Here is a 14,569-nt window from a genome sequence, read left to right as displayed (position 1 = left end):
TCTTTTCGCATGGATGCGAAAAGCGAGCCTACACGGACGTACTTGCGGCGTGTCCTGCACAGCCACCCCGCCCCGCCAGCAAACAGCCCTGCAGCCTTTGACGTTGATCTTGACGTTGCTTGAAGCGCGGGCGCCGGGCGCAGCCCGGCAAACACACAACCTCAGCGCAGGGCGTCCAGCAACCGATCGGCATCGCCATCATTGGCGGCCGCAGGCACCTGCAGAAGCCGCGCCAGCAGCGGATACACATCCACGTTGTCGAACGGCGCGATAACCTTGCCCTGCTTGAACGAGGGGCCGCGCGCGATGAACACCGCACGCATCGACGGCAGCGCATTGTCATAGCCGTGCGAGCCCCGATCCTGGTAGCTGCGGCGCGCGATGCTCTGGCGGCTGAGCGCATCCCAGCCCTCGTCCATCTGGCAGATGATCGACGGAATGCGCGGGTTGCTGCCGTAGTGCCAGCGTGCCGGCAGGTCCTGCTTCTTCCAGCACTGGTAGTGTGCGTGGCGGCCGAGCAGTGCACGTTCGGCGGCGGCCTGCTGCCCTTCCACCGGCTCGAAACCGATCGATTGGCCCGTGCTGATGTTGCGTGCCAGCCGCGGGTCCACCATGTCTTCGGTGGCGATCACATGGCCCGGCGCCACCGCTGCCATGCCGTGGTCGGAGACCACCACCACGTTGGTGTCCGCGCTCAATCCGTGCTGCTGCAGGCCATCCAGCAGGCGCCCCACCACGGCATCGGCGTGCTTGACCGCTGCGGTGTACTGCATCGAATCCGGACCATGCCGATGGCCGGCCTTGTCGACGGTTTCCAGATACAGCGTGGCCAGCCGCGGTGCAGCGGCGTCGGTCTGCCGCAGCCATCCCAGCACGCTGTCGGCGCGGGCTTCCAGTGCGATGCTTTCATCGTAGCGGCGCCATTGGCTGGGCCGGATGCCCTTGATTTCCGCTTCGCTGCCCGGCCAGGACCAGGTCGCCGTGCGTACCCCGGCCTGCTCGGCGCTGACCCAGATCGGCTCGCCGCCCCACCACTCCACCCGCGTCACCGTCTCGGCCTCGCTCAGCTTGAAGCGGCCCAGTTCGGCCACGTCCATGCTGTTGTGGATGATGCCGTGATGGTCCGGACGCAGGCCGGTGACCAGGGTGTAATGGTTGGGGAAGGTCAGCGAGGGATACGACGGGGTCATCCATTTCGCGCGTACCCCGCTGTCGATGATGCGCTGCAGGTTCGGCGTGATGCCGCGGTCCAGCGCATCGGCGCGCAGGCCATCGATGGATACCAGCAGCAGCTTGTGCGCGGGCTTTTCCTGCGCCACGGCCGCGGGCGTGGTGGACACGGTGGAATGGGGCGGGGCGGTGGTACAGGCAGCCAGCGGCAGCACAGCGGCCAGCATCCAGGCAAAGGGGCGTCGAGTCATCACGCCATTCTAAGGCGAGGCGATGACGCACCCAAGACACCCCCAAGACACCCCATGTCACTGGCGTGCGAACAAGCCGCCATCCCCCTGTTCCAGGCGCAGCAGTGCGGCCTTGGTTTCCAGCCCGCCGCCGAAGCCGGTCAGCGCGCCATTGCGGCCGATAACCCGATGGCAGGGCAGCACGATCGGCAGCGGATTGCGCCCGTTGGCGGCGCCCACTGCGCGGGTGGCGGTGGGCTGGCCAAGCAGGGTCGCCAACTGCAGGTAGCTCCATGTCTGGCCGAACGGAATGTGGGCCAGCGCGTTCCAGACGCGCAGCTGGAACGGCGTGCCGCGGGGTGCCAGCGGCAGGTCGAAGTGGGTGCGCTCGCCGTGCAGGTAGGCCAGCAACTGCTCGCGTGCGTCGTGCACGGTGGCCGGGTTGTGTATCCAGTGCTCGCGCCCCTTGGCATCGTGGCGGTTCTGCGGGAACAGGATGTGGGCGATGCCGTGCGCGTCACCGGCCACGGTCAGTTCGCCGATCGGACTATCGAAACGATCGTAGTGCAGGGTCATGACGGAACTCCGGTAAACGGGGTGGACAGATGCCACAGGTGCAGCACGGCATACGCCCGCCACGGACGCCATGGCTGCGAGCGCTGCTCGGCCTGGCGCTCGGTCAGGCGTTTTTCGGGTGTGCCGAGCATCTGCTGCAGCACCAGGTCGCCGGCCGGGAAGGCATCGGGCTGGCCGAGCGCGCGCAGCGCGATGTACTGCGCGGTCCACGCACCGATCCCGGGCAACGCCACGCAGCGCTGTACGAATTCCTGCAACTGCTGGCCGGCGTTGAAATCCAGCTCACCGGCATCGCAGGCGCGTGCCAGAGCGCGCAGGGTGCCCGCGCGCGTACGCGGCAGGCCGATCGATTCCAAGGGGGCGTCGGCGAGTTGTGCCGGCTGCGGGAACAGCCGGTCAAGACCGTTCGGCATGCCCGGCAGCACCTGCCCGTACGCCTGCACCAGGCGCCGTGCCAGCGTGGTCGCCGCGGCCACGCTGACCTGTTGCCCCAGTACCGCGCGCACCGCCACTTCGAAGCCCTCCCAGCCGCCTGGCACGCGCAGTCCGGGCCGCAGCGCGATGCCCTGCGCAAGCAGGGGGTCGTCCTGCAGCGTGGCGTGTACCTGGCGCAGGTCGGCATCCAGGTCGAACATATGCCGTACCCGCCGCACTACCTGCGGAATCTGCCGCGGGTCGACGCCGTCCAGCTGCAGCACCAGCTCGCTGCGGCGTGCGTCGGCATGCACCCGCAGCAGCGCGGGGCGCTCGGGCGGACCGATGACGCGCGCATAGCCGTCCTCCTCGATGCGCTCGATGCCGGGGATCATGCGCCGGCGCAGGAACTGCAGCATCAGGCCGAAATCAAGCGGCGGCCGGTAGCCCAATCGCAGGCGCAGGCCCTCGCCGGTCCGGGTTGCCACGCCGGGCAGCCGGCGGATGGCGCTGGGTGGCATGCCGCAGCCGGCCAGGAAGGCGTCGTTGAATCGGCGCAGGCTGTTGAAGCCTGCAGCAAGCGCGACATCGGTGACCGGCAGGCGGGTTTCGGTCAGCAGCTGCTTGGCCTGCAGCAGGCGCTGGGTGGTATGCAGCTGCAGCGGCGTCACGCCCAGCGCGGCCACGAACACACGCTGCAGCTGGCGCGCGCCCACGCCGACCCGTTCGGCCAGCGCGGCCACGCTGGCGTCCTGCAGGAAGCCTGCGTGGATCAGATCGAGCGCGCGACGGACCGTCTCCTGTTCCAGTACCTGCTGGGCGGCGGGCGACAACTCCGGGCGGCAGCGCAGGCATGGCCGGTAGCCGGCGGCGGCGGCGGCCGCTGCGTTGGGGTAGTAGGTGACGTTGGACGGCTTCGGCGGCGGGGCCGGGCACACCGGCCGGCAATAGATGCCGGTGCTGCGCACGGCGGTGAAGAACGAGCCGTCAAAGCGCGCATCGCGCGCCAGGCGGGCGCGTTCGCAGGTGGCAGTGTCGAGGGCGGCGGTCGAGGACATGGCCACAGTCTAGGCCGCAGGGCAGGGCGGGGCTCGCCATTTTCGGACATGGATGCCGGGGGCGGGTACCGATTCAGGAAGCGTTGTCGTCACACGCGGCGCAGGCTCTAGACTGGGGACGTGTCCTCTTCCCGGTTCCAAGGTTCATGTCGCCCAGATGGTGCCTGCCCCTGCTATGCCTCGCCCTCGCTTCGTGCAGCAAGCTGGAGAACCCCGGCAACGTCACCGCCAATGAAGCGGCCACGCGCGCGCCCGGCGCCGATGGCGACCACATGGTATCGATCAACGTGGCCGACGCCCCGCGTCCTGTCGCGCCGCCTGCCGAGCGTACCGATCGTGCATGGCCGACGGCATCACTGGAAAACGGCGAGGCCTGGATCAGCTGCAGCACCGACTACGCCAGCGAGGGTGACGGCGTAGCGCTGCCCGGCCTTGCGCGGGCCGAGATGGAGCAGGCATTGCAGCCCTGCGTGGAGCGTGGCCTGCTGCGCGTCCGCTACAGCGGCAAGATCAACCCGGGATTTGCCGAACTGAGCTGGCGGCTGGCCGTGGTGGCCGAACAACTCGGCATCCACAAGCGCATCCTGGACCTGGATTCCAGCGGTGGGCAGGTGGAGTCGGCGATCGTGGCTGGCGATGGCATCGGCGAATCGAACTGGACCATCTGGGTGCGCGAAGGGTCGATCTGCCACAGCGCCTGTGTGTTCGTGCTGGCCGCAGGTGACAATCGCCTGGTCTCGGGCAAGGTCGGCATCCATCGGATGATGCGGATCAGTTCGAAGGCCACCTCGCGCGCCGAACTCAACCGCGAACTGCACGAGGTGTACGACAACGTAAAGGACTACCTGCAGCGCAACGGGGTGGCGGTGGGCGTGGCCGACCTGATGATGACCGTGCCCAACCGCAGCCTGCGCCTGCTCAGCGCCGACGAACTGCGCCAGTACGGCCTGGACGGCACCAACGCGGTGCAGGACGACCTGGAGCGGATCAAGCAGATGCGGGCCTGCGGCGATGACTTCGTGCGCCGCAAGGATGCCTTCCTGGTGGCCTTCGACCAGCAGTGCAAACGCGAAGGCGCGGAATTGGATGCAGTCAACAGCTGTGGCCAGGCGCTGAAGAAAGACTATGGTTTCCCCGATGAGGTGTGCCCCTCGGACAGCCCGTTGTCGGAGATCGATGTGGCGACCCTGCCCCCTGCGCCGGGCGCCTCCCCGGCTGCCGACGATGCCGCACAGGGGAGCTTTGGGATGGATGCTTCCACGGCCGCAGGACGGCAGCCCGCGGAGGCGCCACCGGAGTCGTGAAGCCGCATCGCGAAGCTGGCGTAGACTGCGGAAACTTCTCCTGAACAGGTAGTGTCCGATGAAGCGTTCGTTGATGGTGTTGTCCCTGCTGCTGCCGTTCACCGCAGGGGCCCAGCAGCCCCAGCCGGCGGCGCAGCCGGCGCCGCGACCTGCCGCTGCGCCTGCCACGCCGGCTGCCGCACCGGCCGCCGCACGGCCGGGCACGCCGACCCAGCAGCTCACCCCGGCCCAGCAGGCCCAGCTGGACAAGCAGAATGCCGAAATGAGTGCTGCCGCCCTGCAGGCCGTTCGCCTGGTCGATGGCGGACAGGCCGCACAGCTGTGGGATGGCGCCTCGTCGGTGGCACGCAAGGCGGTTGCCCGCGATGCGTTCGCCAAGCAGGTCGCCGCTGATCGCGCCCGACTGGGTGCGCTGGTCGGCAGGGGCCAGCCGAGCATCAGCCGGGTCCGCTTCAATGCCGGTGCGGCGGTGCCTGAAGGTCTGTACCTCAACGTGACCTACCCCACGCGGTTCGAGAAGAGCGCCCAGCCGGTACGCGAACTGGTCAGCTTCCGCCTGGATGAGGACCGCGTCTGGCGTCTCGCCGGCTACAGCGTCCGCGCGCCGGGGACCTGAGCGATGGCCATCGAACTGCAGATGCTGGCCTGGGCCGGTGTGCTCGGGCTGGCGCAGGTGATGCTGGCTGCTGCGGCGATCACCCGCGAGCGTGGCACGCACTGGAACGCTTCGGCCCGCGATGGCCAGGCGCCGCCGCCCGGGCTGCTGGCCGGGCGCCTGCAACGGGCGCAGGCCAACTTCCTGGAAACCTTCGCGGTGTTCGCCGCCGCCGCCATCGCGGTGGTGGTGGCAGGCAGGCAGGACAGCAGTACGGCGTTGGCGGTGCAGCTGTATTTCTGGGCGCGACTGGCCTATGTGCCGCTGTATGCGGCCGGCATCCCCTACGTGCGCAGCCTGGCATGGCTGGTGTCGCTGGCTGGCATTCTGATGCTGTTGTGGGCGCTGCTGTGAACCGTCACCGCAGCGCCTGATCCAGATCAAGGCCCCGCGCGTGCCCGCATCGCTATGCTGCTGCTGGACATGAAATCGCGGGGAAGCAGCATGCAGGTGACCGATGTGGTGGTGGTGGGCGCAGGCCCGGCCGGACTCTGCTTCGCCCGCGCGCTGGCAGGCAGTGGACTGCAGGTCACGGTGGTGGAGCCGCAGCCGCGCCAGGCGCTGGCGGACGCAGCGTTCGACGGCCGCGAAATCGCCCTGACCCATGCCTCGCGCCGGGTCCTGCAGGACCTGCAGCTATGGCAACGGCTCCCTGCCGCGGAAATCGCCGAACTGCGGGACGCGCGGGTGCTGGATGGGCGCTCGCCGTTCGCACTGACCTTCGCCAGCGACCGACGCAGCGGCGACCCGCTGGGCTGGCTGGTGCCCAATCATCTGATCCGCCGCGCGGCGTGGGATGCCGTCCATGACCAGCCGGGCCTGGAGCTGCGTGACGGATGCAAGGTACAGGGCGTGCATGCGGTCGACGGTGGCCAGCAGGTGCTGCTCGACGACGGCAGCACCGTGCAGGCACGACTGGTCGTGGCCGCTGACAGCCGGTTCTCTTCCACCCGGCGCATGCTGGGGATCGGTGCGCGCCTGCAGGACTTCGGCAAAACGATGCTGGTATGCCGGATGCAGGTCGAGCGCGACCACCAGCACACGGCGTGGGAATGGTTCGGCTATGGCCGCACCATGGCCCTGCTGCCGCTCAACGACCGTCTGGCATCGGCGGTGGTCACCCTGCCGCCACGGCAGGCCGAGGCGCTGCTGGCGATGGACGGTACCGCGTTCGGTGAAGCGGTCAGCGGGTTCTTCGAACACCGGCTGGGCCACATGCACCCGGTCACCACGCCGCAGGCGTATCCGCTGGTGGGCGTGTATGCCGAACGCTTCATCGCTGCCGGTGCGGCGCTGATCGGTGATGCGGCCGTGGGCATGCATCCGGTGACCGCGCACGGGTTCAACCTGGGCCTGGCCAGCCAGCAGCGGCTTGCCCGGCTGGTCATCGCGCAACAGGCACGGGGGGCGGACATCGCCGATGCACGCATGCTCGCCCGCTACCAGCGCGAGCACCGGCTGGCTTCCCGCGCGCTGTACGAAGCCACCAACGCCATCGCCCGGGTCTACACCGATGATCGCGTGCCGGCGCGGCTGCTGCGCGCGGCCGGGCTGCGCATCGCGCAGGGCGTGCGCCCGTTCCGCCGGCTGATCGCCCACCGGCTTACCCAGCCCGTGGCCGGGTAGGAGCCGGCCACGGACCCGGCAGTGCCGGGATTACCCGGCTTCGGGTGGCAGCGCCAGCACGCGGATCACGCTGTCATTGAATTCCACCTGCTGGCCCGCGCGGATCTTGCAGGCCTTGCGCAGCTCGACCGCCCCATCGACCAGCACCAGGCCCTCGCTGATGGCCATCTTGGCTTCGCCGCCACTGCTGACCAGGTCGGTCAGCTTGAGCAGCTGCTTCAGCTCGACGTACTCGCCGTCGAGGTCGAATTCAAGGATCTGCATGGGGTATTCCTGGAATGAATGCCGTCCATTGTGAAGCAGGCGCGGGCCCCACGCACCGGTCCGGGGGGCGGCCAGGGGGAACAGCGATGACACGCCGTGCACGTCGTTCATGCAAGGTGCTGTAAGCTATGCACTCGAAAAAGCGCCGGGGCACGCGTCAGAAGGGCGCCCTAAGCGCAAAATACCCCCCTTTTTTCGCCTGCCACGTTCGTGGCAGTGCCTTCGGAGTTCCCCATGTCCCAAGATACCCAGGCGCCGCTGCAGTTCGCGCAGCTCGGCCTTTCCGAGCCCGTGATGCAGGCGGTTGCCGCCGTCGGTTACGAAACCCCCTCGCCGATCCAGGCCGCCACCATCCCGGCGATGCTGGAAGGCCGCGACGTGCTGGGCCAGGCCCAGACCGGCACCGGCAAGACCGCTGCGTTCGCCCTGCCGGTACTGTCCAACATCGACCTGCAGCAGAGCAAGCCGCAGGCCCTGGTGCTGGCGCCGACCCGCGAATTGGCGATCCAGGTCGCCGAGGCCTTCCAGACCTATTCGTCGAAGATCGCCGGCTTCCGCGTGCTGCCAGTGTACGGCGGCCAGCCGTATGCCACCCAGTTGTCCGCGCTGCGTCGTGGCGTGCACATCGTGGTGGGCACCCCCGGCCGCGTCATCGACCATCTGAACCGCGGCACGCTGGACCTGTCCGAGCTGAAGACGCTGGTGCTGGACGAAGCCGATGAAATGCTGCGCATGGGCTTCATCGACGACGTCGAAGCGGTGCTGAAGAAGCTGCCGGAGAAGCGTCAGGTGGCGTTGTTCTCGGCCACCATGCCGCCGGCCATCCGTCGCATCGCCCAGACCTACCTGAAGGATCCGGCCGAAGTCACCATCGTCAACAAGACGACCACCTCGGCGAACATCCGCCAGCGTTACTGGTGGGTGAGCGGCATGCACAAGCTGGATGCGCTGACCCGCATCCTGGAAGTCGAGCCGTTCGATGCGATGATCATCTTCGCCCGCACCAAGGCCGGCACCGAAGAGCTGGCCGGCAAGCTGCAGGCCCGCGGCCTGGCCGCCGCCGCCATCAACGGCGACATGCAGCAGGCCCAGCGTGAGCGCACCATCGCCATGCTGAAGGAAGGCAAGCTGGACATTCTGGTCGCCACCGACGTGGCCGCGCGTGGCCTGGACGTGGAACGCATCAGCCACGTGCTGAACTACGACATCCCGTACGACACCGAAAGCTATGTGCACCGCATCGGCCGTACCGGCCGTGCCGGCCGCAGCGGTGAGGCGATCCTGTTCGCCACCCCGCGCGAGAAGGGCATGCTGCGCCAGATCGAGCGCGCCACCCGCCAGCCGATCGAAGAGATGCAGCTGCCCAGCGTGGAAGCGGTCAACGACAACCGCGTCAACAAGTTCACCGCGCGCATCAGCGAAACGCTGGGCCAGGGCGGCCTGGACTTCTACCGGCAGCTGCTGGAGCGCTTCGAAGGCGAGAACAACGTGCCGGCGATCGACATCGCGGCCGCGCTGGCCAAGATGATGCAGGGTGACACTCCGTTCCTGCTGCAGCCGCCGGTGCGTGCGCCGCGCGAAGAGCGTGCCCCGCGCGAGCGGTTCGAGCGCACCGACCGTCCGGAGCGGAATGATCGCTTCGATCGCGGCGAGCGCCCGAAGTTCGACCGCGCCCCGCGCGCCGAAGGCGAAGGTTTCCAGGAGCGTCCGCGTCGTGAGATGCCGCCGCGCGGTGCACCGGAGCAGGGCATGGAAACCTTCCGTATCGAAGTGGGCCACCAGCATGGCGTGAAGCCGGCCAACATCGTCGGCGCCATCGCCAACGAAGCCGGCCTGGAAAGCCGCTTCATCGGTCGCATCGACATCCACGACGGTTTCTCGGTGCTCGACCTGCCGATCGACATGCCGCAGGACGTGCTGACCCACCTGAAGAAAGTCTGGGTGTCCGGCCAGCAGCTCAACATGCGCCGCGTGGAGCCGGGCGAGGACATCAGCCAGGCACCACGTGCGCCGTCCAAGCCGCGCTTCGACAAGGGCGGTCCGCGCCGCAGCGGTCCGGGTGGTCCGGGTGCCCCGGGCGGCAGTGATCGTCCGCCGCGTCGCGAAGGCTTCAAGCCGCGTGGTCCGCGCAACGTCTGATCCGCGCATGATCCGATGAATGCAACGCCAGCCTCCGGGCTGGCGTTTTTTTTTGTCCCGGGACAGGCATCCGGCCAGCGGCGGGCGGTCTACCGGGGATGCAGACAGCGCCGATTCCAGCGTGCATGATGCGCAGGCAGCAAGCAGGATCTACCACGGATTCGGGGGGTTCCAGGTATGGTTGAGGCCGGTGCGGGGACGCGGCAGCGTGCAAGGGCACGCGGCCTGACACTGCGCTTTGCACTGCTCACCGGCATGGCGGTCGGCCTGGTGGGCATCTCCGCGCTCATCCAGGAACTGCAGGCTGCCTCTACCGCCTGGATCGTCGGCCAGAGCCACTGGTCGCGTGCCCAACAGCAGGCGGTCGCCTCGCTGCACCGCTATCTGGAAAGCGGCCACGCGGCGGATCTGCAGCAGGCACGCACGCAGCTCGACGTGCCGCTGGCTGATCTGCAGGCGCGTCAGGCGCTGGAGCGGCAGCCGCCGGATACCAACGCGGCCCGCGCGGCGTTCCTGCGCGGGGGAAATGCACGCGGCGATGTGAACCGGCTGATCCTGTCCTACCGCTATGGGCGCGACCTCGCCTATTTCCGCGAGGCCTCGCAGCTGTGGCGGGAAACCGATTCGCCGCTGCTGGAAATCGCCGCGATAAGCAACGAACTGGAGCAGCGGCTGTCCGGCGGGGCCATCCCGGCCCAGGACGCAGCGCGGTATGAGCGGCGGCTGCAGCAACTGGACCTGCAACTGCAGGACACGGCGCGCGGATTCTCGCTGGCGCTGGTCAACATGTCCGCGCTGGTGCGCATGACCACCCTCGTCGTCGGCGCGCTGTCGGTGGTGGCGATCGCGATCGTGGCGGTGCTGCTGGCCCGGCGTGTACGCATCGACCTGATGGAACAGGAGACGCGCTTCCGTGCGGCCTTCTACCAGGCCAGCGTGGGCATGCTGAAAATCGACAGCGGCGGAGGCCTGATGGAGGTCAACCAAGCCTTGTCCGATCTGCTGCAGCGCCCCCGCGAGCAGCTGGTGCACATGCACCTGCGCCAGCTGCTGGCCGAAGGAGAGCTGGTACTGGACGGCGAAGGGGAGATCGACTGGCCCCGTCAGCTGGAGGCCGGCGAGCTGCGTTTCCTGCGCGCCGATGGCAGCCTGATGTGGGGGCGCTGGAGCGGCACCGCCGTCCACCGCGGCAAGCAGGGCACGTCGATCTTCGCCATCGTCGAAGATGTCACCCAGAACCACGTGTTGGCCCGGCAGGTGCAGCACCACGCCAGCCACGATGTGCTGACCGGCCTGATCAACCGCCGCGAGATCGAGCGGCAGCTTGAACTGGCGTTGCAGCAGGTGCGCCACGACGGCGGAGTGCATGCGCTGTGCCATCTCAACCTGGACCACTTCAAGCTGGTCAATGAAGCGGTCGGTCACGCGGCAGGTGACCAGATGCTGCGGGCCTTCGCCGAACACCTCAAGGGGGCGGTGCGCGAAGGGGACTGGGTCGGCCGGCTGGGAGCGGACGAGTTCGCGGTGTTCCTCGCCGGCGCGAGCCAGGAGGAGGCACGGCGGGTACTGCAGCGGGTGATCCGCACGCTGGGCCAGGCCAGCATCCAGTTCGGCGATGACACGCTGAAGATCAGCTGCAGCGTGGGCGTGGTCGAAGTGCGCGCCGATACGCCGGACGTGAACTGGTTGATGGGCGCGGCTGACAGCGCCTGCTATGCCGCCAAGCAGGGCGGGCGCAACCGGGTGCACTGTTTCAACGAAGACCGGCTGGCGCTGGACGAGCACCGCGGCGAGGCCGAGCGTCTGCGTCGGGTCAGCCACGCCATCGCCGACGGCCGGATGCTGCTGTATGCGCAGCGCATAGCGACCGTCGGCGAGCCGGACTACCTGCATTACGAAGTGCTGGTGCGCATGCGCGATGAGCAGGGCGTGTTGCATGGTCCGGGTGAATTCATTGGCGCCGTTGAACGCTATGGCATGGGCATGTCGCTGGACCGCTGCGTGCTGTCCATGCTGTTCCGCCACCTGCAGGTCTGTCCGGCGCACGTGGCGCGGCTGGGCCTGTGCAACGTCAACGTCTCGGCGCAGTCGATCGCCGAGCCAGGTTTCCTCACCTTCGTCAACGACCTGCTGGAACGCAACCGCACGCTGGCCAAGCGGCTGTGCTTCGAGATCACCGAAACGGCGGTGATCAGCAACCTGGCCCAGGCGCGGGAGTTCATCGATGCAGTGAAGGCGCGTGGCTGCCGCATCGCGCTGGATGACTTCGGCTCGGGGCTTTCCTCGTTTGCTTACCTGCGGCAGCTGTCAGCGGACCTGCTGAAGATCGATGGAACCTTCGTGCGCGACATGCAGACCGACCCGGTCAGCCGTGCCACCGTGCGCGCCATCGCCGCGCTGGGGCGCGAACTGCAGCTGGAGGTGATCGCTGAGTGGGTGGAAACCGAAGAGCAGGCGGCGCAGCTGGTGGAGATGGGCGTGCAGGGGTTGCAGGGCTATGCGATCGAACGCCCGCAGCCGCTGGAGCGGATCACCCAGACCGCCCTGCACCCGGTGCGGCATGACACGCACGGGAAGTGGCTGGGTCGCGGTTGAAGCGCCTCGTCGCTCCCGCGCGCGGCGGCGGTCCGGCGTGAAATCGGCCGGGCTGCGATAATCTCCCGACACGGATGGCAAGCAGGCGGGTGTTGCGTGGGGAGCACGATGGTACGGTCGGGCCGCTGGAACAGGGGCGGATGGGGGCTGGCTGCGGTGCTGCTTTCCAGCCTGCTGTGGGTGTGCAATGCCGCCGCCGCACCGCAGCCGGTGCGCGACTACCTGCTGCTGGGCGGGGCGACCGACGAGCCGACGCCACATCGCGCGTGTGAGGCCTACATGCTGCGCGGACAGCGCCAGCAGCTGGATATCCCCGCGCCGGAGGGGGGATGGTCCGGCCAGCCGCAGGCATTGGATGTGTTCAATGTGTTCGCCGGCGAGGTGTCCATCCGCCATGGCGACCGCGAGATCTGCGGCAACATGGGCGATGCGCGTACGCGTGACTCGCGGTTCCGCGCGGGCATCGGCATGGTGACCGTGCCGCGTGCCGGAAGCCGCGAACCGATCCATGTGTCCTGGGCCACGCCGCTGAAGGAGCGCTGGGGGCCCACGCTGCGGCTTGGCGCGCCGAGCCCGGTGCAGCAGCGTGATACCGCCCGGCTGCTGGTGCGTACCGCCTGCGTGGCGGTCGCGCTGGCGCTGGCGCTGTCGTCCCTGATGGGATTTTTTACCTCCCGTGACCGCATTTTCCTGATGTACATCGGTGCCTGCGCTGTGTTCGTGCTGTGGCAGGCGGTGCTGGGGGGACTGAGCGGGTATCCCGAGCCATGGTTCCCGATCGGGGTGGACAGTGCCTGGTGGCTGGTAGGCCTGACCGCCTGCGCACAGGCCGTGCTGCTGCCCATGCTGTGGCGACTCAATGCAGGCCATCGCGCCTGGCCGCGTTCGCGTGGCGTGGTGTCGGCCGTGAGTTGCGCCTTGTTCGCGGTGGCGCTGCTGGTGCCCTGGATGGACTGGACGTTGCTGGGCTGGACGTCGGATGTGCTGGAGGCGGCCCATTTTGCCGGCTGCGCGGCGGCCCTGCTGGCGGGGGTATGGGCATGGTCGCGCAATGACCGCTGGGCCAGTATCGGGTTGGTCGCGCTGGCACCGTTCCTGGTGATGATCGTGGCCGACCTGGCGCGCGCCCAGTGGTTGCTGGCCCACCGTGTCGAAGCCCTGCAACTGGCGGTGACCTGGCTGTTGATGATGGCCGCCTATGCGCTCAACCAGCGCCTGGGCAACCTGCGCGAACAACGTGATGAGATGCGCCAACTGGCCGACACCGACGCATTGACCGGCCTGCCCAATCGCCGCGCCGGGCTGCGCGAGCTGGGCGTGCAGATAGAACGCGCACGTGCCGAGGGCGCACCGCTGGTGATCGGTTTCCTCGACATCGACCTGTTCAAGGAAATCAACGATCGCCACGGCCACGACACCGGCGATGCGGTGCTGCAGGCGGTCGCCGGGGCCCTGCGCGGCGCCCTGCGAGGCCGTGACGAGGTGTTCCGGATGGGCGGGGAGGAGTTCCTGCTGCTGTTGCCGGGCGCTCCGCGCGATGTCGCTGCGGCGCGGCTGCAGCAGGTGGGGCGCCGGATCACCGAGGCCGGGGTGGCGCTGCAGGTGGACGGCCTGGCATTGACCGCCAGCATCGGCCTGGCCCAGTGGCGGCCCGACCATGATGACCTGGCCGCACTGCTGCGCCGGGCCGACCATGCGATGTACGGCGCCAAGCGCGCGGGGCGTGACCGGGTGATGGATGGTGAGCAGCTGGACGCGGTGCGTCCGCTATGAACGGATGCCGTGGGCGCGACAATGCCGGATAATGGGGGCATGACCATCCGCATCAACAAATACATCGCCGAAACCGGCTTCTGCTCCCGTCGCGAGGCCGACCGGCTGATCAGCGAACGCCGCGTCACTGTCAATGGACGTCCCGCCGGTACCGGCGCGGTGGTCGGCGAGGAGGACAAGGTGCTGGTCGACGGCCAGCCCCTGCGCGCCCGCCAGGCCAGCCGTCCGGGCGGCCGCCGCCACGTCTACATCGTGCTCAACAAGCCGGTCGGGGTGACCTGCACCACCGAAAGTTCGGTGAAGGGAAACATCGTCGAGTTCGTCGGGCATGAGCAGCGGATCTTCCCGATCGGCCGGCTGGACAAGGATTCCGAAGGCCTGATCCTGATGACCAGCAACGGCGACATCGTCAACCAGATCCTGCGCGCCGAAAACGGCCACCAGAAGGAGTACCTGGTGGCGGTGAACAAGCCGGTGACCGACGAGTTCCTGCGCGCGATGGCGCGTGGTGTGCGCATCCATGACCAGATGACCCTGCCGTGCCGCACCTCGCGCATCGCCAAGTTCGGTTTCCGCATCACCCTGCAGCAGGGCCTGAACCGGCAGATCCGCCTGATGGCGGCTGAATTCGGTTTCCGGGTGACCCAGCTGCGCCGCGTACGCATCGACAACATCAAGATCGGCGCGCTCAAGCCGGGCCAGTGGCGCAACCTCAGCGAGCCGGAACTGCGCGGGCTGCTGCCGGGGCAGGTCGACTGGTAGGAA

12 protein-coding genes are annotated in these 14,569 nt (G+C 68.4%); 8 read left to right on the top strand and 4 right to left on the bottom strand.

Going from position 1 to position 14,569, the window contains the following annotated elements:
• Positions 1–161: 161 nt before the first annotated feature.
• The 3 genes from H9654_RS07420 to H9654_RS07410 are packed head-to-tail and all read right to left on the bottom strand — an operon-like array spanning position 162 to position 3,448.
• A complete protein-coding gene (locus tag H9654_RS07420) occupies positions 162–1,421 on the bottom strand; it encodes an alkaline phosphatase family protein (protein WP_191770174.1) in 1,260 nt (419 codons plus the stop codon).
• A gap of 57 nt (positions 1,422–1,478) precedes the next feature.
• Positions 1,479–1,976 carry a methylated-DNA--[protein]-cysteine S-methyltransferase gene (locus tag H9654_RS07415; protein ID WP_191770172.1) on the bottom strand — a complete coding sequence of 166 codons (498 nt, stop codon included), beginning with the start codon at positions 1,974–1,976 and terminating at the stop codon, positions 1,479–1,481.
• Positions 1,973–3,448 (bottom strand): DNA-3-methyladenine glycosylase 2 family protein, encoded by a 1,476-nt coding sequence (locus H9654_RS07410; RefSeq protein ID WP_191770171.1) that lies wholly within the window; start codon positions 3,446–3,448, stop codon positions 1,973–1,975. The genes H9654_RS07415 and H9654_RS07410 overlap by 4 nt, the downstream gene beginning before the upstream one ends.
• A 146-nt stretch (positions 3,449–3,594) precedes the next feature.
• Here H9654_RS07410 and H9654_RS07405 point away from each other — a divergent pair, with 146 nt between their 5' ends.
• The 4 genes from H9654_RS07405 (at position 3,595) to ubiM (ending at position 7,033) form a co-directional block, all read left to right on the top strand.
• Entirely contained in the window at positions 3,595–4,752 is a 1,158-nt protein-coding gene (locus H9654_RS07405) for a COG3904 family protein (protein WP_191770169.1), read from the top strand.
• Between the two features lie 58 nt (positions 4,753–4,810).
• Positions 4,811–5,368 carry a DUF4019 domain-containing protein gene (locus tag H9654_RS07400; RefSeq protein ID WP_101099928.1) on the top strand — a complete coding sequence of 186 codons (558 nt, stop codon included), beginning with the start codon at positions 4,811–4,813 and terminating at the stop codon, positions 5,366–5,368.
• A 3-nt stretch (positions 5,369–5,371) separates the two neighbouring features.
• Positions 5,372–5,761 (top strand): MAPEG family protein, encoded by a 390-nt coding sequence (locus H9654_RS07395; RefSeq protein WP_191770167.1) that lies wholly within the window; start codon positions 5,372–5,374, stop codon positions 5,759–5,761.
• Positions 5,762–5,851: 90 nt separating this feature from the next.
• Positions 5,852–7,033: a 5-demethoxyubiquinol-8 5-hydroxylase UbiM gene (gene ubiM / locus H9654_RS07390; RefSeq protein WP_191770234.1), complete on the top strand. Its 1,182-nt coding sequence runs from the start codon at positions 5,852–5,854 to the stop codon at positions 7,031–7,033.
• Between the two features lie 30 nt (positions 7,034–7,063).
• Here the strand turns inward: ubiM and H9654_RS07385 are convergent, their stop codons facing one another.
• The gene (locus H9654_RS07385; RefSeq protein ID WP_101099930.1) at positions 7,064–7,297 is read right to left on the bottom strand and encodes an RNA-binding S4 domain-containing protein; all 234 of its coding nucleotides are present in this window, start codon (positions 7,295–7,297) and stop codon (positions 7,064–7,066) included.
• 234 nt (positions 7,298–7,531) lie between these two features.
• Here H9654_RS07385 and H9654_RS07380 point away from each other — a divergent pair, with 234 nt between their 5' ends.
• From H9654_RS07380 to H9654_RS07365, 4 genes are all read left to right on the top strand, one after another.
• On the top strand, positions 7,532–9,436 hold the full coding sequence (locus H9654_RS07380) for a DEAD/DEAH box helicase (protein WP_101099931.1): 1,905 nt from the start codon (positions 7,532–7,534) through the stop codon (positions 9,434–9,436).
• 177 nt (positions 9,437–9,613) lie between these two features.
• Entirely contained in the window at positions 9,614–12,031 is a 2,418-nt protein-coding gene (locus tag H9654_RS07375; protein WP_225211925.1) for a putative bifunctional diguanylate cyclase/phosphodiesterase, read from the top strand.
• Positions 12,032–12,139: 108 nt separating this feature from the next.
• Complete coding sequence (locus H9654_RS07370) at positions 12,140–13,804, top strand: GGDEF domain-containing protein (protein WP_191770165.1); 1,665 nt, start codon at positions 12,140–12,142, stop codon at positions 13,802–13,804.
• A gap of 39 nt (positions 13,805–13,843) precedes the next feature.
• Positions 13,844–14,566: a pseudouridine synthase gene (locus tag H9654_RS07365; protein ID WP_101100116.1), complete on the top strand. Its 723-nt coding sequence runs from the start codon at positions 13,844–13,846 to the stop codon at positions 14,564–14,566.
• Positions 14,567–14,569 lie beyond the last annotated feature (3 nt).

Source organism: Stenotrophomonas lacuserhaii (genome assembly GCF_014836545.1).
Classification (GTDB): Bacteria; Pseudomonadota; Gammaproteobacteria; order Xanthomonadales; family Xanthomonadaceae; genus Stenotrophomonas; species Stenotrophomonas lacuserhaii.
This window is presented reverse-complemented; position numbering and strand designations above follow the sequence as displayed.